Genomic DNA, 25,798 nt, shown 5'->3' with positions numbered 1-25,798 from the left:
GGCCTGCTCCCACACCGGAGAACTGGTCTGACCGCCTTCCGGGACGAACGGATTGACTGGGGGCCATTCGTTCACCGGCCGTACCCAGCCGGCCATTCACGATGAGGATTCCGATGCCAGACGCGCCATCGCACCCTCCGTTCGCCGTCCGGCTCGGCACCGAGCCGCTGCCGCCGCACGACCCGCTGGAGCTGTACACGCGGCTGGGCGACCGGCTCGGCGCGGAGCAGGTGTACCTGCTGGAGAGCCTGACCGAGTCCGGCCGGCAGGGCGGGCCCGCGGTGCTCGGCTGCGGTCCGCTCGCCGAGATCCGGCTGTACGGCTCGTACCTGGAGATCGACGGGATCGCGGAGCTCGCCCCGGTGCTGCGGGCGACCGCCGAGGCGGCGGGCCTCACCCCCGCCGCGGACGCCCCCGGGCGGCTGGAGGCCCCCGACCCGGCCCGCGTCTGGGAGTTCCTGCGGCGCGCGCAGGGCCTGTTCGGCCTGGAGCCGGGCCTGCCCGGCGACCGCTTCCACTTCGGCTTCCTGGCCCGGTTCGGCTACGACGCGGCCTGGCACATGGAGGACCTGCCGGCCCGGGCGCTGCCGCCGGCCCGCCCGGACGCCGTGCTGACGCTGTTCCGCGACAGCGTGCACTACGGCACCGACGGCGCGCCGGTCCTGCGGACGGCCGACAGCCCGGCCTTCGGCGAGCACGGCCGGCACGACCTCGCGGGCGCGGCCCGGGAGGCGGCCGGGCAGGAGCCGCAGGCCGCGTGCCCGCCGGCCGCCCGTCCGCAGTCCGTGCACGACAGCGTGGACCGCGACACCTTCCACGGCTGGGTCCGGCGCTGCCTGGAGCACATCGGGGTCGGCGACATCTACCAGATCCAGGTCGGCCACCGGATCGACGTCCGCACCGCGCTGACGCCGGTCGAGGTCTACCGGCGGCTGCGCTCGCGCAACCCCTCCCCGCACATGTACCTGCTCCCGAACGGCGAGGGCACGCTGATCGGCGCCAGCCCCGAGCTGCTGTTCCGGATCGAGGACGGCCGGATCGTGATGCGCCCGATCGCCGGCACCACGCGCCGCGACCAGGACGAGGAGGAGAACGAGCGGCGGATCAAGGCCCTGCTGGCGAGCACCAAGGAGCAGGCCGAGCACGTCATGCTGGTCGACCTCTCCCGCAACGACATCAGCCGGGTCTGCAAGCCGCACACCCTGACGGCCGACGACCTGATGGTGGTGGAGACCTTCTCGCACGTCTTCCACCTGGTGTCCACGGTCAGCGCCGAGCTGGAGGAGGACGCCGACGTGTGGCGGTCGCTGTGCGCGACCTTCCCGGCCGGCACCATGACCGGCGCGCCCAAGCTGCGCGCCATGGAGATCATCCACGAGATCGAGCGGGAGCCGCGCGGGGCCTACGCCGGCGCCGTCGGCCTGATCGACGTCGGCGGCTGGAGCGAACTGGCGCTGTGCATCCGCACGATCGCGCACGACGGCGCGGTGTACTCCGTGCAGAGTTCCGCGGGGATCGTCGCCGACTCGACCCCCGAGGGCGAGTGGAACGAGACGTTGGCGAAGCTGGGCGCCGCCTACTGGGCGCTGACGGGTGAGGAGTTGACGGCGTGAAGGTTCTGCTGGTGGACGCGCGGGACAGCTTCGTCCACATCATCGACCAGTACCTGCGGGCGCTCGGCGCGGACACCGAGGTGGTCCGCTCGCACACCCGCACCCCCGAGCAGCTGGCCGCGACCGCGCCCGACGCGGTCGTGCTCGGCCCCGGCCCCGGGCACCCGGCGGCCTCCGGCCACGTCGAGCTCGTCCACCATTTCGCCGGGAAGGTCCCGCTGCTCGGCGTGTGCCTGGGCCACCAGGCGATCGGCCTGGCGTTCGGCGGGCGGGTCCAGGTCGCCGACCGGCTGATGCACGGGCGCACCAGCACCGTGACGCACGACGGGCGCGGCCTGTTCGCCGGCCTCGGAAACAGCCTCACCGCGACCAGGTACCACTCCCTGATCGTCACCCAGCCGCTGCCCGAGGACCTGGAACTCACCGCGACCGCCGACGACGACGGCTACGTCATGGGCATGCGGCACCGCAGCCTGCCCATCGAGTCGGTGCAGTTCCACCCCGAGAGCATCACCACCACCGGCGGCATGCAGCTGCTGGAGAACTTCCTCGCGGTCGGCGCCGGGCGCTGACCGCACGCACATCGGAATCGACGAGCGGAATGGGTGACCAGTGACAGGGAATGGTGAATCGCGCAGCTGGCCGCAGCTGCTCGCGGCGCTGATCGGCGGGACGGACCTGAGCGCCGCCGACACCGCCTGGGCGATGGACCGGGTGATGCGCGGCGAGGCGGCGCCGGCGCAGCTGGCCGGGTTCCTGGTGGCGCTGCGGGCCAAGGGCGAGACCGCCGAGGAGGTCGACGGGCTGGTCCGGGCCGCGCGCGAGCACACGGTGCGGGTCGACGTGCCGGGGCCGACGCTGGACATCGTCGGCACCGGCGGGGACGGCGCGAAGACCGTGAACGTGTCCACCATGGCCGCGATCGTGGCGGCCGCCGCCGGGGCCCGGGTGGTCAAGCACGGCAACCGCTCGGCCTCCTCCGCCTCCGGCTCGGCGGACGTGCTGGAGCGGCTCGGCATCGCGCTGGAGCTCTCGGCCGAGGAGGTGGCCCGCTCGGTGCGCGAGATCGGGATCGGCTTCTGCTTCGCCCCCGCCTTCCACCCGGCGTTCCGCCACGCGGCCGTCGCCCGCAAGGAGTTGGGCGTGCCGACGGCGTTCAACGCGCTGGGCCCGCTGACCAACCCGGCCTCGCCCACGGCCATGGCGGTCGGCGTCGCCGATCCCCGGCTGGGCCCGCTGATCGCCGCCGTGTTCGCCCGCCAGGGCGTGGACGCGCTGGTCTTCCGGGGCGACGACGGCCTCGACGAACTGTCCGTCTCCACCACCTCGACGGTCTGGACGGCGACCACCGGCCGGTTCGTGCAGGAGCGGCTCGATCCGCGCGAACTCGGGATCGCCACGGCGGCCCCGGACGCGCTGCGCGGCGGCGACGCCGCCCACAACGCGGGCGTGGTCCACGCCGTCCTGGACGGCGAGCAGGGCCCCGTCCGCGACGCCGTCCTGCTGTCCGCGGCGGCCGGCCTGGCGGCGCTGACGCCCTCCGAACAGCCGGTCGTCGAGCGGCTGGCGGCCGCGCTGCCCCGGGCCGCCGAGGCGGTCGACTCGGGCGCGGCGGCCGCCCTGCTGAAGCGCTGGGCCGAGAGCGGGCCGCCGCGCGCGGGGCGGCCGGACTGAGCCGCCACCGGGCCGCCGTCGTCGGGCGGCGGCACCGGGGCGCGACGCCGACGGGCCGCGCGGACCTCCTCGGGGGGAGGCCCGCGCGGCCCGTCGCGTTGGTGCGGGGTGACCGTACGGCCCGAGTCCGCCCCGTTCGCCCGCCCCTCCGTCACAGGGGCGGACGAGGGGGCGGGCGAAGGGGCGGACGGGCGGCGGTCAGGCCCGGTGGCGCAGCTCCAGCGTGCAGCACTTGACGCTGCCGCCGCCCTTGAGCAGCTCGGACAGGTCGACGCCGATCGGCTCGAAGCCGCGCTCCCGCAGCTTGTCGGCGAGGCCGGTGGCCGCCTCCGGCAGGAACACGTGCCGGCCGTCGCTGACCGCGTTGAGGCCGAACACGGCGGCGTCGCCGGCGTCGGCCAGCACCGCGTCGGGGAACAGCCGGCCCAGCACCTCGCGGCTGCCCGCGGAGAAGGCCTCCGGGTTGTACATGATCTCGTCGCCGTCCAGCACGGCCAGCGCGGTGTCCAGGTGGTAGTAGCGCGGGTCGATCAGCTCCAGGCCGATCACCGGGCGCCCGAAGAACTCCTGGGCCTCGGCGTGGCCGGCCGGCGTGCTGCGGAAGCCCCGCCCGGCGAGCACGTACTCGGCGGTGACCAGGAAGTCGCCCTCGCCCTCGTTGACGTGCTGCGGGTCGTGCAGCTCGGGGTAGCCGTTGGCGCGGAACCACTCCAGGTAGGCGGGGCCCTCGGCGGCCCGCTCGGCGTTGCGGAAGCGGGCGCCGAGCACCTTGCCGTCCACCACGGTGGCGCCGTTGGCCGCGTAGACCATGTCGGGCAGGCCCGGGATCGGGTCGATCAGGTCGACCCGGTGACCGAGCTCCTGGTAGAGCGCGTACAGCCGCTCCCACTGCGCCACGGCGAGCCCGGTGTCGACCGGCTTCGCCGGGTCCATCCACGGGTTGATCGCGTAGGTGACCTCGAAGTGGCTGGGGCGGCACATCAGGTAGTGCCGGGGCCGGGCCGTGCGCTCGGCGGGGCGCGGGGTGACAGCGTTCATCGGTGACTCCTCGTGAGGGCTTCGGACAACGGGCGGTGGCGCTGCGGTCCGGACGGGCGGCAATCGGGTGCCTGCGGGGCTCCGGGGCCGGCTCGCCGGCGGCGCGGCCGGGCGTGGGGGAAACCCAGGCGCGCCGCACTCGTTCCTGCGGGCCGGCCCCGCGCCCGTCCCTGACATGCTGTCAGTTCGCTTGCGGGGGGCGGAAGATCCTTAAGCCAGGGTGGAACAGCCCTGATGGACCGGCCGATCGCGCTCAGTCGACGCGGGCGTCCATCGCCTCGGCCAGGCTGCGCGGACGCAGGTCGGTCCAGTTCTTCTCGACGTAGTCCAGGCAGGCCTGCCGGGATTCCTCGCCGAACACGCTGCGCCAACCGGCGGGCACGTCGACGAAGGCGGGCCAGAGGGCGTGCTGGTTCTCCTCGTTCGCCAGGACCAGGAACGCGCCCTGCTCGTCGTCGAAGGGGTTGGTGCTGCTCATCGGACCCTCACTTCATGGTTGTGGTCGTGCACTTGGGCAAGGTCGTTCGACTCGTCGGCCGGCTCGTCGTTGAGCCCGCCGTCGACCTTGTCGTTCAACTCGCCGTTCAGCTCGTCGTTCAGCTCGTCGTTCAGCTCGTCGCAGAACTCGGTGACCCGCCGCCGGAAGGCGGCCACCACCCGCCGGGCGGTCGGCTCGTCGCAGCCGTCCAGCGCGTGTACCAGGGCGCACTCCAGCCCGCCGGGTGCGCCGTCCGCGGTCCGCCGCTCCACCAGTTGGAGCAGCAGGTCCACGGCGGTGCGGGCCACCGGGACGGGCCGCTCGGCGACCGCCACGGCGTCGGCCCACCGCCCGCCGTCGGCTGGCTCGACCCGCACCAGGTGGGAGACCGCCACCCCGAACAGCGGCTGGCGGCCCGCCTGCCGGGCCGGGTTGACCAGTTCCACCACCCGGTCGAACGGCAGGTCCTGATGGGCGTGGGCGGCCAGCAGCCGCTCCCGGACCCGCCCGACCAGGGTGCGGGCCGTCGGGGCGCCGGAGGTGTCGACCCGCAGCACCACGGTGTTGACCAGGCAGCCGACCACGCCGTCCAGCACCTCGTCGTCCCGGCCGGCCAGCGGCACCCCGATCGGCAGGTCGTGCCCCGCGCCGAGGTCGCCCAGCGCGGCGGCGAACGCCGCCTGCACCACCATGCCGGTGCCGGCCGAGCAGGCCCGGGCGGCGGCCGCCAGCCGGCGGTGCTCCCCCGGGTCCAGGGCGAAGCGGACGGTGCCGGCCGCGCCCGGCCCGGCGCCCGGGGCGCCGGTGGCGTCCGGCAGGCCCCGCCACGGCGGCAGGGCGGCCAACGCGCCCTTCCAGTAGGCGGCCTGCCGACCGGCCGGGCTCTCCGGGCGGTCCTCGTCGCCGAGTCGCCGCCGCAGCCACAGGGCGTGGTCGGCGTACTGGACGGCGGGCGCCGGCCAGCGCGGCGCCCCGCCGGCCGCCCGGGCCCGGTAGGCGGACCGCAGGTCGGCCAGCAGCGGTTCGAGCGCGTGCCCGTCCACCGTCGCGTGGTGCAGCACCAGCAGCAGGGTGTGCCGGTCGGGGCCGCTGCGCAACAGGGCGGTGCGCAGCGGCGGTTCGGTCAACAGGTCGAAGCCGCGGTCGAGTTCGGCGGCGATCCAGGCGTCCAGCCGCTCCGGCGGGACGTCGAGGAAGCGGGGCGCGGCGGACGGGACGGCGGCGAGGACGGCCTCGGCGAGGTCGGCGTCGGCGGGCGGGTCGTCGGCGGGCGGGGCCGCGGTGGGCGCGAGGATGCGCTGCTCGGGGCCGTCCGGGCCGTACGGCAGGACGGTCCGCAGGGCCTCGTGCCGGGCCACCAGGTCGCCGAGGGCGGCCCGCAGCGCGGCGGGGTCGAGCCCGCCGGTGAGGTCGAGGGCCAGGGTGGTGAGGTAGTCCGGGCGGTGCTCGCCCAGGTAGTTGGCCGTCCACAGGCGCAGTTGGGCGGGGGCGAGCGGCAGCCGGTCGGGCCGGGCCGTCCGGTCGCCGAACGCCGGGGCGCTGCCTTCGGTGCCGTCAGTGCCGTCAGTGCCGTCGGTACGGGCGGCGCGGTCGAGCCGGTGGTCCAGCCCGGCCACCGTGGGCGCGTCGAACAGCTCACCGAGCGGCACGTCGACCCCCAGGGTGGACCGGATCCGCCCGGCCAGCCGCATCGCGGCGATCGAGTTGCCGCCGAGCGCGAAGAAGTCGTCCTCCGGCGCGACCGCCGGCACCCGCAGCACCTCCGCGAACAGCGCCGCCAGCACCTCCCGGCGGGGCGAGCGGGTCGGCCCCGGGGCCGACCGCTTCGGCGGGCCCAGGGCGGTCGTGTCGACCTTGCCGTTGGCGTCCAGCGGCAGCGCGTCGACCGGGACGAGCACGGCGGGCACCAGGTGGCGCGGCAGCCGCCCGGCGAGCCGGCGGCGCAGTTCGCCGGCGGCCACCGGCCGGTCGGCGACCACGTACCCGACCAGCGAGCGGCCCGCCGGGCCCGCCCCGTGCGGCACCACCCGGGCGGCGGTGACCTCCGGTTCGGCGCACAGCGCGGCCTCGATCTCGCCCGGCTCGATCCGGAACCCGTTGATCTTCACCTGCCGGTCCGCGCGCCCCAGGAAGTGCAGCCGGCCCTCGGTGTCCCACCGGCCCAGGTCCCCGGTGCGGTACAGCCGGCCGCCCGGCGGGCCGTACGGATCGGCGACGAACCGCTCGGCCGTCCGGGCCGGGGCGCCGTGGTAGCCCGCGGCCAGGCCCTCGCCGCCCAGGTGGATCTCGCCGGGGACGCCCGGCGGCACCGGGCGCAGCGCGGCGTCCAGCAGCAGCACCCTCGTCCCCGCGAGCGGGCGGCCGATCGGGACGGCCCCGCCCTCGCGGACCTGGCCCGCCGGGACTTCGTGGCCCAGGGCGAAGGTCGTGCTCTCCACCGGCCCGTACAGGTCCAGCAGCCGCTGGCCGGGCGCGGCCCGCCGGGCCCGGGCGAGCGCCGCCGGGGGCACGACGTCGCCGCCGGTGCAGATCAGGCGCAACCGGGCCAGGGCCGCCGGGATCTGCTCGGTCAGCAGGTCGAACAGGCCCGCCGTCAGCCAGGCCGCGGTGGCGCCGCCGCGCTCGACGGCCCGGGCGTAGTCCGCCGGGGTCAGCTCCCCCGGCGGGGCCACCACCACCTGGCGGCCGGTCAGCAGCGGCATCAGCAGCTCGTACACCATGGCGTCCCAGGCGTGCGGCGAGTGGAACAGCACCCGGTCGTGGTCGGGGCCGTGCCACAGCGGGTCGTCGGCCAGGGCGAGGATGTTGCGGTGGGTGACCGCCACGCCCTTGGGGCGGCCGGTCGAGCCCGAGGTGTACAGCAACTGGGCGACCTGCCCGGGCCGCACCTCCACGCCGGGGTCGTCCGTACTCCCGCCCGCCCGCCGGGCCGCCGCCAACAGGTCGGCGTCCAGCAGCAGTTCGGTGCCCGCCTCGGCGGCGAGCGCGCGCAGCCGCTCGGCCGGGAACCCCGGGTGCAGCGGGACGCAGACGGCGCCGAGCTTGGCCAGCGCCAGCATCGCCACCGGCACCTCCGGGCTGCGCGGCAGCCGCACGGCGACCCGGGTGCCGGGCCGCACCCCGAGGGCCGCCAGGTGGTGGGCCAGCCGGTTGGCGTCGGCGTTCAGCGCGCCGTACGTGGTGGTGGCGTCCGTGGCGGTACCGGTGCCGTTCGCGGTGGCGCCGTCGACGTGGCGCAGGGCGATCCGGTCCGGGTGGTCGGCCGTCAGCCGCTCGAACCGCGCGCCGACCGACACCGGTTCGGCGTCGGCCGCCGGGCCGGTGCCCCAGGCCCGCAGCCCCGCCCGCTGGACGGGCGGCAGCAGGTCGACCCGGCCGGTGGTCAGCGCGTCCGCGCCCGGACCGGCCAGGGCGGCGCAGGCGGCCGTCAGCAAGGTGCGCAGCCGGTCCGCGTCGAGGTACCGGTCCAGTTCGGCGGGGCGCAGTTGGAGCCGCACGTCCAGGCCGCCCTGGCGCGGCAGCACCACCAGCGAGAGCGGGTAGTGGGTGCCGTCGAACGGTTCGACGGCGCCGATCCGCAGGCCCGGCGCGGGCTCGACGAACCCGGCCTCGTCCAGCGGGTAGTTCTCGAACACCAGCGAACTGTCGAAGAGCCGCCCGGCGCCGGCGGCCTCCTCCACCGCGGTGAGCCCCAGGTGCTCGTGGTCCAGCAACGCGGTGCGCTCCCGCTGGAGCCGGGCGGCGAGCTCGCGCAGTGGCTCGCCCGGGTGCAGCCGGGCCCGGACCGGAACGGTGTTGATCAGCAGGCCCACGAGCCGCTCCGCCTCCGGTAGTTCGGCCGGGCGCTGGGCGACGGTGGTGCCGAACAGGACGTCGTCGCGGCCGGTGAGGTGGGAGAGCACCAGCGCCCACGCCGTCGCCACCAGGGAGCCGAGGGTCACCTCCCACTGCGCGGCGCGCGCCCGCAGCCCGGCGGTGAGCCCGGCGGGCAGGGTGAAGACGCTCGTCGACGGGCCGTCGTCGGCGCCCTCGCCGCCGGCCGGCGCGGGCCGGCCGACCCGGGTGGGCTCGGCCCCGGCGAGGGCGGCGCGCCAGGCGCCGCGCGCGGCCGCGTCGTCGCGCCCGGCCAGCCAGTCGAGGTAGCTGCGGTAGGACGGCGCCGGGGGCAGGTCGACGCCCTGGTGCAGCGCGAGCAGCTCGCGCAGCACGATCGGCACCGACCAGCCGTCCAGCAGCAGGTGGTGGTGGGTGAAGACGAGCCGCCACCGGTCGGCGGCCAGCCGCAGCAGGGTGAAGCGGATCAGCGGCGGCGTGTCGACCGCGAACGGCCGGCGGTCCTCCTCCACGAGCCGCCGGGCGGTGGCGGACTGCTCCCGCTCCGCCCGCCCGGTGAGGTCCACGGTGCGCCAGGGCAGCGTCACCTCGACCGGCACGACCTGCTGCGGCGGGCCGGACTCGCCGCTGGTGAAGGCCCCGGCGAGCTGCGGATGGCGCGCGAGCAGCCGCCGGGCGGCGTCCTGGAGCCGCTCCGGGTCGATCGCGCCGGCGAGGTCGAGGACGAGCTGCACGAGGTACGGGTCGCGGCGGCCGTCGTGGGCGGCGTAGCGGGAGTGGAACAGCAGGCCGGCCTGGAGCGGCGTGGCGGGCAGCAGGACGGCGGCGGGCGCGGCGGCCTCGGCGGAGGCTTCGGCGGACGTTTCGGCGGGCGCCTCGGACTGGGCGTCGGCTGCGGGCCCCTCGGCGCGGGGCGGGGCGGCGGACGACAGGGTGGTGAGGGCCTGCTCCCAGCGGGCGGCGAGTTCGGCCACCGCGTCGGCGGCCAGCACGTCGGCCGGCCAGGCCCATTCGACCCGCAGCCGCGGGCCGTCCGGGCCGGTCTCCACGAAGGCGTCGACCGAGAGGGTGTGGGCGAGCGGCAGGGTGGGATCGGCCTCGCCGCGCAGGGTGCCGGGGACGGGCTGCCAGGGGCCGCGTCGGGTGGTGTCGAAGCGGCCCAGGTAGTTGAAGGCGATCGGGGCCGGGCCGTCGGGCAGCGTGCCGGACCGCTGGAGCAGCCCGTACGTCAGGCCCCGGTGGGGAGTGGCGCGCAGGCGCCGCCGGGCGGCCGCGACGGCGCGGGCCAGGTCGTCGGCGGGGGCCGCTCCCCCGGTGTCGGGCGCGGCCGGGCCGGTGTCCAGCAGGACGGGGTGGATGACCGTGAACCAGCCCAGCGTCCGGGAGAGGTCGAGGCCGTCGAGGGCGGCGAGTTCCGGGTCGCGGCCGTGGCCCTCGACGTCCACCAGGAGCGGGCCGTCGGCGCTGCGGGCGCGCCAGCCGTGCAGGGCGGCGGCGAGGGCGCCGAGGAGGATCTCCGGTACGGCGGCGCCGAGTCGGTCGGGCAGGTCGGTCAGCAGGGCGGCGGTCGGGCCGCCGCCCAGGGTGGTGCGCAGGGTCGCGGCCCCGGCCACGGTGTCCCGGGTGCGGTCCAGCGGCCGGGTGCCGATGGTCCCGGTGCCGGCGGTCAGCAGGCCGTGCCAGTGGTCGCGGTCGGCGGCGACCGCCGGGTCGGCCTCGGCGGCCCGCAGCGCACGGGCCCAGTCGGCGGCCGTGACGGGGACGGCGGCGAGGTCGGCCGGGTGGCCGTCGGCGGCGGCCCGGTGGGCCCGGGCGAGGTCGTCGAGCAGGATCCGCCAGGAGACGCCGTCGACGGCGAGGTGGTGGATCACCATCAGCAGCAGGCCGCCCTGGTCGCCGTCGAACCAGACCGCCCGCAGCAGGTCGCCCCGGTAGGGGTCGAGGCGGCGGCGGGCGTCGTGCCGCTGTTCCGCGACGAGTTCCAGCAGGGCGGGCGCCGGGTCGCGGCCGGGGGCGGTGGCGAGGCCCTCGCGGGCGAGGTCGATCCGGTGCAGCAGCGGGGCCGCCGGGACGGTCCCGGCGGGCCGGATCTCGAAGGCGAGCGGCTCGCCCGGGGCCCCGGTCAGCCGGGTCCGCAGCGCGTCGTGGTGGTCGACGAGCTGCTGGAGGGCGGTGCGCAGGGTGTGTTCGGTGGCGCCGGGCGGCACCTCGCACAGCAGGGACTGGGCGTAGCCGTGGATCGGTCCGCCGCGGGCCGCCAGCCAGTCCGCGATCGGGGTGGGCGGCAGCACCTCGCCCGGGGGCGCGGGCACCGCCGGGCGGGCGGCCGTTGCGCGGCCGGCGTCCGGGACGACGGCCGCGGCGGCGAGGGCGCGCGGGGTCTGGTGGGTGAACACGTCCTTCGGTGTGATCAGCACTCCCGCCGACCGGGCCCGGGTGGCGAGTTGGATCGCCAGGATGCTGTCCCCGCCGAGCCGGAAGAACCCCTCCGACGGCCCGGGCCGCGCCCGGCCGAGGACGCTGCCGAACAGGGTCCGCAGCTGCTCCTCGGCGGGCGAGCCGCCCTCCGGTCCGGTGACGGGCTGCGGGCGGGCAGCCGGGTCTGGGGTGTCCGACAGGTCGCGGGTGCCAAGGACGTCGAGGGCGTCGAGGCCGTCGAGGGTGTCGACGGGTGCCGCCGGGTCGGCCAGAGCCGCCGCCAGCAGACGGCCGAGGCCCTGCGCCAGGCGGTCGGCGGTCTCGGGGCGGAAGTGGCCGGTGCTGTACTCCAGGACGCCGCGCACCGTGCCGTCCGGCTGTTCGGTGAACTCGAAGAGCAGCGGGAACTTGGCCATCACCCGCTCGAACCGGTGCGGTGCGCCGGACAGGCCGGGCAGGGTGAGCGCGGGCCGGCGCCCGCCGTGCAGGGTGATCATCACCTGGAACAGCGGGTGGCGGCCGAGTTTCCGGTCGGGTGCGAGGGCGTCCACGACCCGGTCGAAGGGCGCCTGGTCGTGCGCGAAGGCGGTGAGGTCGGCGTGCCGGACGCGGTCGACGAGCTCCGCGAAGCCCGGGCGGCCCGAGAGGTCGGTGCGCAGGGCGAGCGGCTGGGCGAAGTAGCCGACCAGGTCGTCCAGGGCGGGGTCGGCGCGGCCGGCGGTGACCGTGCCGAGGACGAGGTCGGTGCCCGCTCCGGAGCGGGCGAGCAGGCAGGCGACGGCCGCGTGCAGCACCATGAACAGGGTGGCTCCCCGGCCGGCCGCCAATTCGGCCGCTGCGGCGACCAGTTCGGCGTCCCACTGGAACTCGGCGGCGGCCCCGCGCAGGGCCGTGCCGGGCGGCGGCTCGTGGTCCACCGGCAGCGCGGTGCGCCCCGGTGCGGCGTGCAGGGTCTCGCGCCAGTGCGCCAGTTCGGTGGCCAGCGGGCTGTCGGGCCGGCCGGCCGGGCCGAGCTCCCGGCCCTGCCAGAGCGTGAAGTCGGCGTACTGGAGCGGCAGTCGGGGCCACTCGGGGGCCCGGCCGCGGGCCCGGGCGGCGTAGCCGGCGGCGAGGTCGCGGGTCAGCGGGCCCAACGACTGTTCGTCGGCGGTGATGTGGTGCAGGACGATCAGCAGCAGGTGGGTGCCGGGCCCGGCGGTGAACACCACCAGCCGCCAGGGCAGGCCGTGTTCGAGGTCGAAGGGCCGGTGGACCTCCTCGTGCACCGCCGCGTCCAGGTCGGCGGGGTCGGGGTGCCGGACGGTCAGCGGAAGGGGCGGGTCGTCGAGGATCCGCTGGTACGGCTGCCCGTCGGTGGCCGGGAACACGGTGCGCAGGCTCTCGTGCCGCTGCTGGACGTCGCCCGCGGCGGCCCGTAGCGCGGCCAGGTCGAGCGGCCCGGTCAGCCGGGCGGCGAGCGGGACGTGGTAGGTCGACGCCTGCTCGCCGAGCCGGTGCAGGAACCACAGGCCGCGCTGGGCGTAGGAGAGTGGGATGCGCTCCGGGCGGGGGCCGGCCTGCGGGCGCTGCGGGCGCGCCCGACCGGCCGCCGCATCGCCCTGGCGGGCGGCGCCACGGGCACCGATCCGGGCGGCCAGGCCGGCCACGGTGGGGGCCGCGAAGACGTCCCGGATGGTCAGTTCGGCCGACAGCTCGGCGGGCAGCTCGGCCCGGGCGCGGACCACCAGCCGGTTCGCCGAGAGGGAGTCGCCGCCGAGGGCGAAGAAGCTCTCGTCCGCGCCGAAGCCGTCGGCCCCGAGGAGTTCGCCGAACAGCCGGTGCAGCCGGGTCTCGTGCTCGCCGCTGGGTGCCCGGCCCCGGCCGTCCGCCGCCCTGGCCTCCCGGGCCCGCAGCCGGTGCTCGTCGAGCTTGCCGTTGGCGGTCAGCGGGAAGGCCTCGACGGCGACGAAGGCCGCGGGCACCAGGTGGTCCGGGAGCGACGCGTGGGCGTGGTCGGCGGCCGCGCGGACGGCCTCCTCGGTGCCGAGCAGGTAGGCGGTCAGCGCCTTGTGCCCGGGCTCCCGTTCGGTGGCGAGGACGGCGGCGCCGGAGATGCCGGGCCGCGCGGCGAGCGCGGCCTCGATCTCCCCCGGTTCGATCCGGTAGCCGCGGATCTTCACCTGCCGGTCGGTGCGGCCGAGGTGTTCGAGTTCGCCGTCGGGGCGGCGGCGGGCGCGGTCCCCGCTGCGGTACATCCGGCTGCCGGGCGGACCGTACGGGTCGGCGGTGAAGCGGCCGGCCGTCAGCGCGGGGCGGCCGAGGTAGCCGCGGGCGAGGCCGGGGCCGGCCACGTACAGCTCGCCGGGCAGGCCGTCGGGCACCGGCCGCAGGGCGGCGTCCAGCAGGTACGCCCGCAGGTCGGGCAGCGGCCGGCCGATGGTGGCGGTGCCCGAGGCCACGGCGGCGGCGTCGAGGTCGCCGGCCGTGACGTGCACGGTGGTCTCGGTGATGCCGTACATGTTGACGAGCCGGGGCGCGTCCTGCGGGTGCCGCAGGTACCAGTCCGCGAGCCGCCAGGGTTCGAGCTGCTCACCGCCGAAGATGACGTAGCGCAGGGCGAGCCGGGCGCTCGGGCCGGGGTGGGCGGCGTCGGCGGCGGCCAGCTGGGTGAACGCCGAGGGGGTCTGGTTGAGCACCGTGACGCGCTCGTCGGCGAGCAGGCGCAGGAACTCCTCGGGCGAGCGGGCGGTGTCCCGGGGGACGACGACCAGGCGGCCGCCGTGCAGCAGGGCGCCCCACAGCTCCCAGACCGAGAAGTCGAAGGCGTAGGAGTGGAACAGGGTCCAGGTGTCGTCCGGTCCGAAGCCGAACCGGTCGGCGGTGGTGGCGAGCAGCCGGGTGACGTTGCGGTGGGTGACCAGGACGCCCTTGGGGCGGCCGGTGGAGCCGGAGGTGTGGATGACGTAGGCGACTCCGTTCGGGCCGGGGCGCTGCGGCTGCGTCCGGTCGGCGGGCTCGTCCGCGCCGTCGACGGGCAGGGTCTCGACGCCGTCGGGCAGCGCCGCCCGGACGGAGTCGTCCGTCACCACGAGCCGGGGCGCGGCGTCCTCGATGGTCGCGCGCAGCCGCTCGACCGGGTAGTCCGGATCCAGCGGCAGGTAGCCGGCGCCGGCCTTCTGGACGCCGAGCAGCGCGACCACCAGGTCCGGCGAGCGGGGCAGGGCGACGCCCACCAGGTCGCCGCGGCGCACGCCCCGGGCGGCGAGCCGGCGGGCCAACCGGTCGGCGCGCAGGTCGAGTTCGCGGTAGGTGAGGACGGTCTCCCCCAGCACCACGGCGGGTGCCTGCGGGCGGGCGGCGGCCTGCCGTTCGAACAGCGAGACCAGGGTGTCGCCGTCCGGCTCGGTCCGCGCCGATCCGGACGCGGGCGCGGGCAGGGCGACGGCTCCGCCGCCGGTGCGCAGCCGGCCGACCGGGAGCCCCTCGGGCGCCTCGGCCAGCGCCGTCACGAGGTCGAGCACCCGGTCCAGGTGGGCCCGGACGGTGTCCTCGGGGTAGTCGCCGACCGCGTCGGCGAACACCGGCAGGGTGGCGCGGCCGTTGTCGTAGACGCCGAGCGCGAAGTCCTCGGGCAGGCCCGGCGAGACCTCGTGCACGGTGGCCGGGATCCCGCCGAACCGCAGGCCCGGGTCGAGCGGCAGCAGGTTCAGGGTGGGGCCGATCAGCGGCCGGTCGCCCCGGGCGGCGGCGGTGTCGCGGAGCAGGTCCTCGAAGCGGTACCGCTGGCGGCGCAGCGCGGCGCGGACCCGGTCCGCCGTGGCCGTCATCAGGCCGCCGACGGTGGCGGCCGGGTCGACGGCGAGCCGCAGCGGGACGACGTTCGCCGTCATGCCGAGGGCCCGCCGGGCCAGCGCGGCGTCCCGGCCGCGGACGCCGAGGCCGATCACCGCCGTGCCCTCGCCGGTGTCGGCGTGCAGCGCGACGGCGAGCGCGGCCGGGAACAGCGCCGTCCAGCCCGCGCCGACGCGCTCGCGGACAGCGGCCCAGCGTTCGGCGGACAGCTCCGTCCGGACGGCGACCGGCGGGCGCGGGCCCGAGCCGGTCGGGGCGCCGCGCCCGCCCGCGAGGCGGGGCGGGTCGCCGAGGCCGGCCAACTCCTCGGCCCAGAAAGCGGCGTCGGTGCGGAACCGGGTGGAGGCGCGGTAGGCGGCGTCGTCGTCCAGTAGGGCCTGGAGCGGGTCGTGCACGCCGGTGGAGGCCGGCTCGCCCGCGTGCAGCGCCGTGTACTCGGCCGCCACCCGGCGCATCAGCCCGGCCCCGCCCACGCCGTCGCACAGGATGTGGTGCATCCGGAGGTACCAGAGGTACTCCGCCTCGCCGGTCCGCAGCAGGAAGTGGTCGAAGGGCGGGCGGGCGGTCAGGTCGTAGGGGTGGGCGAGTTCGGCGGCGAGGAACGCGCGGGCGGCGGCGGCCGGGTCCTCGTGGTGGCGCAGGTCCTGCCGGTGCAGCGGCCAGTCGGCGGCGTCCTCGATGATCTGGACGGCGCCGTCGGCGGTCGGCTCGAAGCGCACCCGCAGGCTCTCGCTGCCGGCCACCACGCCCCGCAGCGCGCGTTCGAACAGCTCCTCGTCGATCGCGCCGTGGAACTGGACGTACTGGCCGGCGGTGAACCGCCGCCGGGTGGGGTCGGCCTCGTGGCCGAACCAGATTCCCGACTGCGGGGCCGTGAGCGGCCGTCGTCGGGCGGGAGAGGCGGGAGAGGCGGGCGTGGCGGACATCCGGTCAGCTCCTTTCCGGCTCGTGCGGCTGGTGCGACTCGTACGGGCTCGGTGACCCGTGCGGCCCGGACGGGTCGCCGAGCCGGTCGAGCAGCGCCGGGGCGAGGTCGAGGAGGGCGGCCGGGCCGCCGAGGTCCTGGTGGCCGTGGTCGGTCCGGTGCCGCAGCAGCCGGCCGCCGCCGAGGTGGGGCAGCCAGCTCTCCGGGTCCTGGACGGGCCCGCTGGTCTCCGGGACGGCCTCGATGAGGAGCAGGTCGCCGCGGTACCGGCCGGGGCGGAAGGCGCGGCCGAGCCGGACGTTGTTGTCGTAGACCTCGGCGAGCGCGGTCAGGTGGTGTTCGGAGAAGACGGAGAGCGGCGAGTCGGAGTCCTTGGCGAGGACGAGGAACTCCTCGGCGGTCGGCGCGGGCGCGTCGGCGGGGCGGTCGACGCCGGTCAGCCGCAGCAGGGCGTTACGGACGTGGCCCTGCTCGGCGAGCACCTCGGCCTCCGAGCGGGCGGGCAGGTCGGCGAGCACGTAGCTGTCGAGCATCGCGAGCAGGCCCACCTCCGCGCCCTGCTCCTGCAGCCGGGCGGCCACGGCGTAGGCGACCAGGCCGCCGAACGACCAGCCGAGCAGGTGGTAGGGCCCGTCGGGCTGGACGGCGCGGATCTCCCGCACGCAGTCCTCGGCCACCTCCTCCACGCTGGCCGGCAGCGGCCCCCGGCCGTCGAGGCCGCGGGACTGCAGGACGTAGAGCGGCCGGTCGCCGAGCGGCCCCAGCAGCGCCGCGTACGTCCAGCCGATCCCGGCGGCCGGGTGCACGCAGAACAGCGGCGCCCCGGTGCCGGTCGAGCGCAGCGGCAGCAGGGTGGCCAGCATGGGCTCCAGGCCGTCGGCGGGCGGCGCGGGGACGGCGGCGTCGGCGGCGGCGTCGGCAGGGAACGGGGTGCGGGCGGGCCCGGCGGTCGCGGGCCAGGAGTCGAGCAGGCCGAGGGCGCCGACGGTGGTGTCCGGCTCGGCGACGAGGGTGTCGAGCAGCTCCAGCAGCCGGGCGAGCAGGGCGTCGGCGGCCTCGGCGTCGACGGCGTCCTCCCGGTGCAGGATGTCGAGTTCCAGTCCGCCGTCCCTCGGGATGGCCATCAGCGACAGCGGGTAGTGCGCGGCCGTCTCGCTGCCCGAACCGGTGATCCGCACCCCCGGGAGCGCGTCGCCTTGGTCGCCGGACTGCGGGAAGTTCTCGTACACCATGACGGTGTCGAAGAGTTCGCCGAGGCCGGTCGCCCGCTGGATGGCGGGGATTCCCAGGTGCTGGTGGGCGATCATCCGGACCTGCTCGCGCTGGACCCGGGTCAGCAGCCCGGCCAGCGACTCCTCCGGCCGCAGGGTGATCCGCAGCGGCAGGGTGTTGATCAGGAAGCCCATGACGGACTCGGAGCCCGGCAGCTCCGGCGAGCGGCCGTTGACGATGATCCCGAACACGGTGTCGGGGCGGCCGGTCCGCTCGGCCAGCAGCAGCGCCCAGGTGGCCTGGAGCACGGTGTTGAGCGTGATGCCCAGCCCGGCGGCGAGGGCGCCGAGCCGTTCGGTGCGCTCCTCGCCCAGGGGCCGGTAGCGGCGGCCCGGCCACCCGGCGGCGGGCGGCAGCCCGGGCGGCGTCACCAGGGTGGGTTCGATCGGCGCGGCCAGGGCCTCGCGCCACGCCCGGCGGGCGGCCTCGTGGTCCCGGCCGGCCAGCCAGGCCAGGTGGGCGCGCAGCGGCACCGGCTCGGGCAGTCCGGCCGGGTCGCGGTACAGGGCGAACAGCTCCGGCAGGAGGAGCTGGTTGGACCAGCCGTCGATCAGGGTGTGGTGGGCGACCACCTCCAACCGGTACCGCTGCGCTCCCACGCCCTCTCCGGGGCCCAGCCGCAGCAGGGTGAAGCGGATCAGCGGCGGGTCGGCCGGGTCGAACCGGGTGGTCCTCGCCTCGGCGGCCAACCGCTCGGTCTCCGCCTCCTGTTCGGCCGCCGTGAGGCCGCCGAGGTCCAGCTCCGTGAACGGCGGCAGGCGGTCCGGGACGACCTGCACCGGGCGGCCGTCGGGGAGGCGGACGAACCCGGCCGCCAGGTTCGGGTGGCGGCGGCAGAGCGCCTCGACGGCGCGGCGCAGCGCCGCCGGGTCGAGCCGCCCGTCGAAGAGCATCCACAGCCGCATCACGTAGGCCCCGCCGCCGCCCTGGCTGTGCTGGGTGGGGAAGAGCAGCCGCTCCTGGAGCGGTGTCAGCGGCAGCACGTCCCGGTGGCCCGGGAACCGGGCCTGCAACCAGGCGCGTTCGGCGGCGTCCAGCGGGAGCAGTTCGCCGTCGGCGGGCCGGCCGGCGCCCTGGTCGGCGGGGTCGAGCGCGGTGGCGACGGCCGCGAGTCCGGCCGGGGTCGGGTGCGCGAACACGTCCTCCGGGGCGAGCGCCAGCCCGGCCCGGCGGGCCCGGCGGAGCAGCTTGATGGAGCGGATGCTGTCGCCGCCGAGGGCGAAGAAGCTGTCGTCCGGGCCGACTTCGGGCAGGCCGAGGACGCCGGCGAAGAGCTCGCGCAGCACCTCGACGGGGCCGGCGGCCGGGGCGGCGGCGGGCTCGGGCGACGCCCCGTCCACGGCTCCGGCGGCCAGGGCGGCGAGTGCGCCGCGGTCGGTCTTGCCGTTGGCGTTGGTCGGGAGGTCGTCGAGGAAGACCAGGGCGGCCGGGACGACGGGTGCGGGCAGCACCTCGCGCAGCGCCGCCCGGACGGCCTCCGGATCGGCCGGGCGGCCCTCGGCGGCGACCAGGAAGGCCGTCGTGCGGCGGTCGCCCTCGCCGTCGTCGGTGGCGACCACCACGGCCCGCCGGATGCCGTCCAGCTCCGTCAACCGGGCCTCGATCTCGCCGAGTTCGATCCGGTGGCCGCGGATCTTCACCTGGTGGTCGGTGCGGCCGGCGTACTCCAGCTCGCCGGCGGCGGTCCAGCGGGCGAGGTCCCCGGTGCGGTACATCCGGGCGCCGGGCGGGCCGAACGGGTCGGGCAGGAAGCGCTCGGCGGTGGCCCCCGGCCGGTGGGCGTAGCCCCGGGCCAGGTAGTCGCCGGCCAGGTAGAGCTCGCCGGTGACGCCGACCGGCGCGGGCCGCAGGGCCGGGTCGAGGACGTGGGCGCGCACGTTGCCGATCGGCACGCCGATCGACGGCTCACCGTCCGCACCGGGCGGGCACGCCCCGGCCGTGGCGTACACGATGGCCTCGGTGGGGCCGTAGAGGTTGAGCACCCGGGCGTCCGGGGTGCGGGCGTGCACCTGGCGGACCAGCGCGGCGGGCAGCGGCTCGCCGCAGAACACGTAGGTCGTCGCCCGCTCACGCACCCACTCGGCCCGGGCGACCTGCTGGTACACCGACGGGACGGTGTTGACCAGGCTGCCGGACCAGTCCGGGCGTTCCAGCAGCGTGAGCAGGTTGTCCACCAGGTCGACGCTGCCGCCGGTGAACAGCGGCACCAGGAGCTCGAAGACCGACAGGTCGAAGGAGAGCGAGGTGGAGCCGAGCACCCGGGAGAGGGCCTCGGGGCCGAGCTCGGCCGCCGCCCAGGCGGCGAGGTTGGCCACGGCCCGGTGGGTGACCACCACGCCCTTCGGCGTCCCGGTGGAGCCGGAGGTGTGGATGACGTACGCCGCGTTGCCGGGCAGCGGGCGGGTGGGCGTCGCCCCGGCGGGCGCGGGACCGGCGGGCGCGGGGCCGGCGGGCTCGGCAGCGGGCTCGTCCAGCAGGACGACGGACGGGCCGTCGGCGGTCGGCTCCGGCAGCACGGCGGCGGCCAGCTGCGCCGTGGTCAGGACCACCCGGGGGCGGGCGTCCGCGAGCACGAACTCCACCCGGCCGCGCGGGTGGCCCGGGTCGACCGGGAGGTAGGCGGCGCCCGCCTTCAGCACGCCCAGCACGGCCGCGACCAGGGCGGGCGTGCGGGGCAGCAGCACCGCGACGACGTCCTCGCGACCGACACCGAGGCCGGCGAGCCGCCGGGCGATCCGCTCGGAGCGCCCGTCCAGTTCGGCGTAGTCCAGCACCTCTCCCCCGCCGCGCACCGCGACGGCGGACGGGGTCCGCGCCAGCTGGGCGGCGAACGCCGCGGGCACGGTGGTCTCGGGCACCGCGTGTTCGGTGGCGTTGGCCTTCCGCAGCAGGGCGAGCTCGTCCCCGTCGGCGAGGTCGAAGGAGTGGATCGGCTCGTCGGGCCGGGCCGCCAGCCGCGCCAGCAGCCGGACCAGCCGGCGGTGGGCCGCCGGGTCGGCGCCGTGGCCGCCGGCGGCGACCCGCCACGCCCCGTCCCGGTCCGCCGGGCCGGGGGTGGGGTCGGCGCGCAGGAACAGGCCGGGCAGCGGCTCGCCCCAGGCGCGGGCCAGGACGGCGACCGTCCCGGGGCCGTACGCCACCCGCTCGGCACTGTCGGCGATCCCGGTGACCAGGCCGTACCCGGAGGACGGGCCCCAGGGCAGGTCGAGGTCCGGCCGGTGGCCGTGGCGCCGGACCGCGCGCAGGGCGCGGCCGGCCTGCCGGAGGACGGCGGTGAAGCTGAGCCCGGGGGCCGGGGCCAGGCGCACCGGGACGACCAGGCCGCGGCCGCCCGGGCCGGGCGCCGGGCGCCAGTGTCCGAGCAGCAGCTCCCGGGCGCCGGTCAGCCGGTGCGCGTGGACGGCGGCGGCGGCGAGCAGCACCGCGGCGGGGCCCGCACCGCCGGCCCGGGCGGCCCGGGCCAGTGCGGCCGGGTCGGCCACCGGCAGCCAGGGCAGCTCGGCCGGCGGCGCGACGGCCCCGGCCGGGCGGGCGGCGGCGGGCTCGGGGCCGGCGGTCCCCAGGACCTCCCGCCAGTACGCCCGGTCGGCGTCCGGGTCCGGGTCCGGGGTGGAAACGGAGGTGCCGGTGGAGGCCGGGGCCGTCTCGGCATCCGCGGCGTCCTCGGCGTACAGCTCGCCGGCCCGGCGGACGAGTGCGGCCAGCCCGGCGTCGTCGTCGACCAGCCGGTGGTGGCGCTGGAACCAGCTGAGCCCGCCGTCGGATCGGCGGATCAGCACGTGGCGCAGCAGCGGCCCGCCGAGCAGGTCCAGCGGGCGGACGAGCTCGGCGGCGAGCCAGCCGTCCAGTTCCTCCGGGTCGAGGTCGATCACCGCGACGGCGGGCGGCTGGGCCGGGTCGGCCGGGCGGAGCAGGCCGGGGCCGCCCCCGGCGGCGGCGCGGTAGCCGGTGTGCAGGTCCGGGCGCTCGGCCAGGGCCCGGGCCACGGCGCGGCGCAGCCGGTCCAGCCCGACCGGGCCCTCGAAGCGGACCAGGCGCGCCACGCAGTCGGCGGGAAGGAGCGGGGTGTCCCGCAGGACGGCACGCCGGGCGGCGTCGAGCGGGGTGGCGGTGGAGCTGCTCACAGGGCCCTCACGGTGTCGTCGTCGGGGTGCGGGGTCACGGTCTCGGGCGCGTCGCCGTGGTCGGCGTGGCCGGCGTGGTCGGCGTGGTCCGCACCGTCGGCCTGGTCCGCGTAGTCGGCGTAGTCGGCCGCCACGTCGTGGACCGGGCGGTCGGGCTCGGCGAGCAGGCCGCGCAGCAGCTCGCGCAGGCCGGTGGCGAAGCCGGTCGCGGTCGGCGGGTCGAAGAGTTCGGGGGCGTAGTGCACGGTCAGCGCCGTGGGGGCGGCGCCGCTCTCCGCCCGCCACCCCAGGTCGAGTTCGGCCCCGCCCGGGGCGGCGCCGTGACCGACGCCGCGGCCTCCCCCGTCGCCCCGGGAGCGGACCGGGGGCTCGGCTCCGGGGCCGGCCGTCCCGTCGGGGGTGGTGCGCCCGAGCAGGTCGGTGAAGGCGGGCTCGTCGGCGAGGTCGGCCCGCAGCAGGGCGCCGCCGGGCAGGCCGACCGCCACCTCGTCCTGGCCGGCGATCCACGAGAGCAGCACCAGCCAGCCGGCCCGCAGCACCCGGTCGGGGTGCGGGCCGAACCGGGCGATGGCGCCGCGCAGCGACTCGTCGACCGGGACGGTGACGCTGCGCTCGGTGTAGTCGGGGCGGCCCGGGCGGGGGCGGTCGGTGGGGACGTCGAGCCGGACGGGCCCGGGCGGGCCGGCGGGGGCGGCTGGCAGCGCCGCGTCGGAGGAGGCGGGAACCGGCGCCCCGGCCCACAGCCGGGAGATCGGCAACTCGCCGTCGGCGGCGGCGAGTTCACGGAGCAGCTCCGTGTACTCCTCGACGAACGCGGCCGCCGTCGCCCCCGTGAACAGCTGGGTGCTGAACTCCAGGCAGGCGGTCATGGCGTCGTCGCCGACCCGGTCGGAGGTGATCAGGGTGAGGTCGAACTTGGCGGTGCCCGCCGGCAGGCCGCCGAACAGGTTGCCGGCGCTGTGGCCGATGTCGAAGTACCCGGTCGAGGTGCCCTCGATCTGCTGGATCGGCGGCAGCTCCTGGTGCACGTAGAACACGTCGAACAGCGGGCTCCGGCCCGGATCGCGCTCGTCCGTCAGCGCCTGGACGACCCGGTCGAAGGGGATCTCCTGGTGCTCCAGGGACTCCAGCACCACGGCGCGCACCCGGTGCAGGAAGGCGGTCACCGACGGGGCGCCGGACAGGTCGGCGCGCAGTGCCACGGTGCTGTTGAAGAAGCCGATCAGGCCTTCGAGTTCGGGCCGGTTGCGCCCGGTGGTCGGGATGCCGACGACCAGGTCGTCCTGCTCGCTGCGGCGGGCCAGCAGCAGGTAGAGGCCGGCGAGCAGGACCACGAAGAGGGTGACGGAGCGGTCGGCCGCGAGCCGCCGCAGCTCCCGCATCAGGGCGGCGTCCACGGTGAACACCGCGAGGTCGCCCGCGTGGTCCTTGCGGGCCGGGCGCGGGTGGTCGGTGGGCAGCCGCAGCACCGGCGCGTCCCGCAGGGTCTCGCACCAGTAGGCGAGTTCGCCGTCCAGGGCCGAACCGGCCACCAGTTCGCGCTGCCAGGCCGCGTAGTCGGCGAACTGGACGGGCAGCGGCGCGAGCCGGTGCGGGCGGCCCTCGCGGCGGGCGGCGTACAGCTCGGGCAGCTCGCGTTCGAAGATCCGCGGTGAGGCGCCGTCGTTGACGGCGTGGTGCATGGTCACCTGGAGCACGTGCTGCTCGGGGGCCGTACGGACCACGAGCACCCGCACCAGGGGGTCGTGGGCGAGGTCGAAGCGGTGCTCGGCGGCCTGCCGGACGAGTTCGCGGGCTGCGGCGAGCGGGTCCGGATCCGCGGAGACGTCCCGGAAGGTGAAGAAGTCGCCGGGCTCCGGGCTGATGCGCAGCACCGGCTCGTCGTCCTCCTCGGCGAAGTTGGAGCGCAGCACCTCGTGGCGCAGCATCAGGTCGTGCCACATGCCGCGGACGGCGTCGACGTCGAGCGGGCCGCTGATCAGGCTGACCATCGGGAGGTTGTAGAGCGTGGTGTCGGGGTCGAGCTGGTGGTGGAACCAGATCCGGTCCTGGCCGAAGGAGGTGACGGGGGGTGTGTCGCGGGGGGTGATCGGCGGCAGGGCGGGGGCCGCGGGGGCGCCGGCCCGGCGGCGGATGAGGTCGGCGAACGCGCCGACGGCGGGGTGTTCGTAGACGTCGAGCAGCCGGGGGCGGAAGCCGAAGCGGGTCTGGATCCGGTCGGCGAGCTGGAGGGCGATGATCGAGTTGCCGCCGAGTTCGAAGTAGTCGGCCTCCGGGCCGGGCGGCTGCTCGCTGTGCAGGAGTTCTCCGAGGACTTCGGCGAGCCAGCGTTCGGGGTCCTCGGCGGGGCCGGTCCCGGTGCGCTCGACGGCGGGCGCCGCGGACGCGACGGGCAGGGCGGGGGCCGCCGGTGCGGGCCGGATCCAGCACGGGGTGGCGGCCAGCGGGTGTCCGGGCAGGCGCAGCCGCCGGGCGGTGCCGGGCTCGGGGCCGAGCGCCGTCCAGTCCAGGTCCAGGCCGCATTCGTACAGCCGGCCGAGCAGCGCGGCAAAGCCTCCGTCGCCGTCACCGGCGGCGGTGACCAGCCGGGCGCCGTCCTGCCCCTCCGGGCCGAACCGCTCGGCGAGCAGCCGGCCGAGGACGCCGCCGGGGCCGGGGTCGAGGAACACCACCGGTCCGGCGGCGGCGAGCCGTTCGGCCGCCGCGACGAGCCGGTCCCGGTCGGGCGGCGCGGCCTCGGCTCCGGTGGCGGCGGCGGTGGCGAGTTCGCGGGTGTCCTCGGCGGTGAGGGTGCCGAGCAGATACCGGGCGGCGTACCGGGAGGCGCCGCTGCTCAGCACCGTCCCGACGGGCACGCCGCAGCGCGACAGCTCGCGGTGGAGGGCGAGTTGGCCCGCGAGCAGCCGGGCCGCCGGGCCGGTGGCGGGCAGCGCGTCGGGCAGCTCCGCCGGGCCGGGGGCGTCGGGCACGGCGTCCGGGGAGAGCAGCAGGCAGACGGCGGGCGGCCTGGTCCGGCCGCCGCGCGGGGCGCCGCCGGCCGGTGCCGAGGCGTCGAGCCGGGCCGCCCGTTCGAGCAGGGCCCGGCCGAGTTCGGCGGTGTCGCGGGCCCACACCGCCGCCCGGTGCCCGTAGTGCGTGCGCCCGGAGTTGAGGGTGAGGGCGACGTCGTCGAGGTCGGTGTCGCGGGCGGCCGGGCCGGTCAGCGCGGCGCCGAGGTCGGCGCAGAGCCGGGCGAGCGCGGTGCGGCTGCGCGCGGAGACACCGACGAGCCGTGGGGTGCCCGACCGGTCGCCGCGCGGCGGCACGGGCGGCCGCTGGACCACGCAGTGGGCGTTGATGCCGCCGAGGCTGTACGAGCTGACGCCGGCGATCCGCTCCTCGCCCTCCCAGGGGCGCAGCGCGGTGACCACCTCGACGGGTTCGAGGGCGGCCTCGTCGACGGGCCGGCGGAAGTGCAGGGACGGGTACAGCTCGCCGTGGCCGACCGCGAGGACGGCCTTGACCAGGCCGGCGATCCCGGCCGCGTGGTCGAGGTGGCCGACGTTGGTCTTCACCGAGCCGATCGGCAGCCGCCGGCCCCGCGCCCCGAACCCGCGCGGCCCGAACACCTGGGCCAGGCCCTCCAGTTCGACGGCGTCGCCGAGCCGGGTGCCGGAGCCGTGCGCCTCCAGGTAGCCGGCCAGGGCGGGGTCGAGCCCGGCGGCGCGCCAGGCCGCGCCGATCACCGCCGCGTGCGCGGGTGCGCTCGGGGTGCTGATGGTGGCGGCCGCCCGGCCGTTGTGCCGGACGGCGCTGCCGCGGATCACGGCGTGGACGGGCGTGCCGTCGGCGCGGGCCCGGCCGAGGGTGGTGAGCAGCAGGACGGCGCCGCCCTCGCCACTGGCGGTGCCGTCGGCGTCGGCGTCGAAGGCCCGGCAGCGGCCGCTCGGGGAGACGAGTTCGGTCATGCCTTCGGTCTGCCGGGCGGGCAGGCCGCCGGGGCGCAGGCTGAAGCCGCCGGCGAGCGCGTACTCGGCCTCGCCGTCGCGCAGTTCGCGGCAGGCCTGGTGGACGGCGACGAGCGAGCCGTTGCAGCCGGTGTCGACGGCGTAGCAGGGGCCTTCGAAGCCGAGCACGTGGGCGATCCGGGCGGGCAGCGCGAAGGGCACGTTGCCGAGGGCGCTGAGCGGGCCGGGCTCGGTGGCGGCGCCGAGGTAGCCGGAGGCGGCGGCGCTGAGCACCACGGCGACCTGGCGTCCGCGCAGGGCGCTCGCGGCGTGGCCGGCGTCCTCGACGGCCTGGTGGGCGAGGACCAGCGCGATCCGCTGCTGGGGGTCCATCAGGGCGGCCTCGCGCCGGGAGAGGCCGAAGAAGGCGTGGTCGAAGGTGTGGACGTCGGCGAGGTGGCCCATCGGCAGGTAGCCCGCGTCCGGGTCGAGTCCGGTGGCGGCGGCCCGGGCGGCGGGCATGTCCCCGACGGAGTCCCGGCCGGCGGCGAGGTTGGCCCGGAAGGCCGCCAGGTCGTCGGCGTCGGGGAAGCGGGCGCCGATGCCGACGACGGCGATGTCGGTGTCGGCGGGGGCCGTCGCTGGGGTCCTGGTCACTGCTGCTC

The 25,798-nt window shown here is 77.2% G+C and carries 8 protein-coding genes; 3 read left to right on the top strand and 5 right to left on the bottom strand.

What is annotated here, in order from left to right; genetic code table 11:
- The first annotated feature begins 113 nt into the window (after nucleotides 1-113).
- The 3 genes from A6F73_RS24305 to trpD are packed head-to-tail and all read left to right on the top strand — an operon-like array spanning nucleotide 114 to nucleotide 3,287.
- Nucleotides 114-1,613 (top strand): anthranilate synthase component I family protein, encoded by a 1,500-nt coding sequence (locus A6F73_RS24305; RefSeq protein WP_063349727.1) that lies wholly within the window; start codon nucleotides 114-116, stop codon nucleotides 1,611-1,613.
- Nucleotides 1,610-2,185: an aminodeoxychorismate/anthranilate synthase component II gene (locus A6F73_RS24300; RefSeq protein ID WP_063349726.1), complete on the top strand. Its 576-nt coding sequence runs from the start codon at nucleotides 1,610-1,612 to the stop codon at nucleotides 2,183-2,185. Before A6F73_RS24305 ends, A6F73_RS24300 begins: the two co-directional genes overlap by 4 nt.
- A gap of 40 nt (nucleotides 2,186-2,225) precedes the next feature.
- Nucleotides 2,226-3,287: an anthranilate phosphoribosyltransferase gene (gene trpD / locus A6F73_RS24295; protein WP_063349725.1), complete on the top strand. Its 1,062-nt coding sequence runs from the start codon at nucleotides 2,226-2,228 to the stop codon at nucleotides 3,285-3,287.
- A 198-nt stretch (nucleotides 3,288-3,485) separates the two neighbouring features.
- On the opposite strand, the gene ddaH is transcribed toward trpD, so the two are convergent.
- The 5 genes from ddaH to A6F73_RS24270 all read right to left on the bottom strand — a co-directional run bounded on the left by ddaH (nucleotide 3,486) and on the right by A6F73_RS24270 (nucleotide 25,790).
- A complete protein-coding gene (gene ddaH, locus A6F73_RS24290; RefSeq protein ID WP_063349724.1) occupies nucleotides 3,486-4,325 on the bottom strand; it encodes a dimethylargininase in 840 nt (279 codons plus the stop codon).
- 253 nt (nucleotides 4,326-4,578) lie between these two features.
- Nucleotides 4,579-4,803 (bottom strand): MbtH family protein, encoded by a 225-nt coding sequence (locus A6F73_RS24285; RefSeq protein ID WP_063349723.1) that lies wholly within the window; start codon nucleotides 4,801-4,803, stop codon nucleotides 4,579-4,581.
- The gene (locus A6F73_RS24280) at nucleotides 4,800-15,812 is read right to left on the bottom strand and encodes a non-ribosomal peptide synthetase (protein WP_063349722.1); all 11,013 of its coding nucleotides are present in this window, start codon (nucleotides 15,810-15,812) and stop codon (nucleotides 4,800-4,802) included. Before A6F73_RS24280 ends, A6F73_RS24285 begins: the two co-directional genes overlap by 4 nt.
- 4 nt (nucleotides 15,813-15,816) lie before the next feature.
- Nucleotides 15,817-21,207, bottom strand: a complete 5,391-nt coding sequence (locus A6F73_RS24275) for a non-ribosomal peptide synthetase (protein WP_063349721.1) — start codon at nucleotides 21,205-21,207, stop codon at nucleotides 15,817-15,819.
- Nucleotides 21,204-25,790, bottom strand: coding sequence for a condensation domain-containing protein (locus A6F73_RS24270; protein ID WP_063349720.1), 4,587 nt, complete (start codon nucleotides 25,788-25,790; stop codon nucleotides 21,204-21,206). The genes A6F73_RS24275 and A6F73_RS24270 overlap by 4 nt, the downstream gene beginning before the upstream one ends.
- Nucleotides 25,791-25,798: the final 8 nt, after the last annotated feature.

This window comes from Streptomyces sp. MJM8645 (assembly GCF_001625365.1).
Classification (GTDB): domain Bacteria; phylum Actinomycetota; class Actinomycetes; order Streptomycetales; family Streptomycetaceae; genus Kitasatospora.
This window is presented reverse-complemented; position numbering and strand designations above follow the sequence as displayed.